Here is a 1,564-nt window from a genome sequence, read left to right as displayed (position 1 = left end):
GGAAAGGATATTCTGACACAGATGATTTCCAGAAATATGGGCTATCTGGAAAACAAAATCATCGACCAAGAAAATGCGAAAATTCTTCAGAATACAAATGAAGCCATGGCATGGATGAGACAGAATAATTCAGACGTTGAAAACCATTCAAATGCATGGAAAATGTAAAGGAAATACACATAAAAAAAGGAACCTCGAAAGGTTCCCCTCTACTATTTCAAACCTGTTTCTGTGGATTAACCAGCAGTAGATGCTGATGATAAAGTAGAACCAACAGAAGTAAATACACTTTTAAGGTCTGTTCCAAGTGCTGAAACGGCACCAATAATTGCTACAGAAATTAAGGCAGCAATCAGACCATATTCGATAGCTGTTGCACCGACTTCATTTTTACGAGTTTTAAGCAAAGTTTTCATATGAAAATCCTCCAAATATTAATATTGAGCACCATATTATTATGATGCCTTAAATATATAATACTGTATTAATTTGCGTATTTTCAAGAAAATCGAACTTTTTATAATTTATTTTCTTGACATTATCATTTATATATAAAACAATGATTATATGTTGTAGCGACATAAGTGACCATCAAACCCCCTCCCGAAAGCGGTTTGGTGGTTTTTTATTATGAACCTTTCATTAGTTGTTTTGTCATTGTGCTATCCTCACTATTGATATTATATACATGGCCACTTTGTGTTGTAACTTCTATTGAAGAAGAATGATAATTTCCCGTTTCAATAGCATTTTTCCCGTTGATCTGGTCTTCAATACCTTCAGAAGCTTTTTGCCAAGACGTTATAGGTTGATTAGTTGATTTATCATAAAGACCAAATACATGTGTAATTTGATCATTTGGATTTTTCTCATTGTAATCATTCATTAAGGATAAGGCATTTTTTGGATTAATAAATGACCATATATCGGAATTACTATTTCCTCCCAAACTTCTATCTAAATAACTATCATCGAAATCATCCACCAAAGATTTTTTCAAATTATCCATGTCATCTTCTGTTGCAATGGAAGTTTCTGAACCATTCCCTCCATTTCCAGTATTACTATTTCCTGAACCAGTAGAACTTCCACTTCCACCTGTCTCTTTTGAACTGCCACCAGAACATTCACCAGACCCACCAAGATGTTTGGATATTGTGCAATAGGTATTTGATGAATTCACACCAACGGCTGACATGCCACTAACTGCCAGAACACCAATCAAAGAGGCAATAAGTCCATATTCTATGGCTGTTGCCCCAACATCCTGTTGTATTTTATTTTTATGATAAATCATGATTTAAAATCCTCCTTTGTATATATACAATTTTATTGTAATGTATATTCAGGAATAATTTCAAATATATCGAACCATTTGCAGAAAATGCCACCCAACTGAGTGGCATTCCATCCTCTGCTATCAGGCTACCTTCCAGTAGCTCATCTGGTCTTTCATGATGACTTCAATGTATTGACGCATGGAACGTAGGTCTTTTGTGCAGTAGCGTTGCACCAGTTCCTCCTCTTCCTGGCTCAGGGTGAACCATTGCGGGAGCAGGTCACG

At 35.6% G+C, this 1,564-nt stretch carries 2 protein-coding genes; both read right to left on the bottom strand.

All coding sequences use genetic code 11. From position 1 onward, the window contains the following. Positions 1-236: 236 nt before the first annotated feature. On the bottom strand, positions 237-416 hold the full coding sequence (locus HK26_RS11725; RefSeq protein WP_086639952.1) for a Flp family type IVb pilin: 180 nt from the start codon (positions 414-416) through the stop codon (positions 237-239). A gap of 212 nt (positions 417-628) precedes the next feature. Then, a complete protein-coding gene (locus tag HK26_RS13535; RefSeq protein ID WP_086639951.1) occupies positions 629-1,297 on the bottom strand; it encodes a Flp family type IVb pilin in 669 nt (222 codons plus the stop codon). Between the last annotated feature and the right edge of the window lie 267 nt (positions 1,298-1,564).

The organism is Acetobacter okinawensis (genome assembly GCF_002153655.1).
GTDB classification, from domain to species: Bacteria; Pseudomonadota; Alphaproteobacteria; order Acetobacterales; family Acetobacteraceae; genus Acetobacter; species Acetobacter okinawensis_A.
This window is presented reverse-complemented; position numbering and strand designations above follow the sequence as displayed.

Excerpts from the sequence above, each read along its gene's own strand:
- HK26_RS11725 (WP_086639952.1), bottom strand. The coding sequence starts at position 416 with ATGAAAACTTTGCTTAAAACTCGTAAAAATGAAGTCGGTGCAACAGCT.
- HK26_RS13535 (WP_086639951.1), bottom strand. The coding sequence starts at position 1,297 with ATGATTTATCATAAAAATAAAATACAACAGGATGTTGGGGCAACAGCC.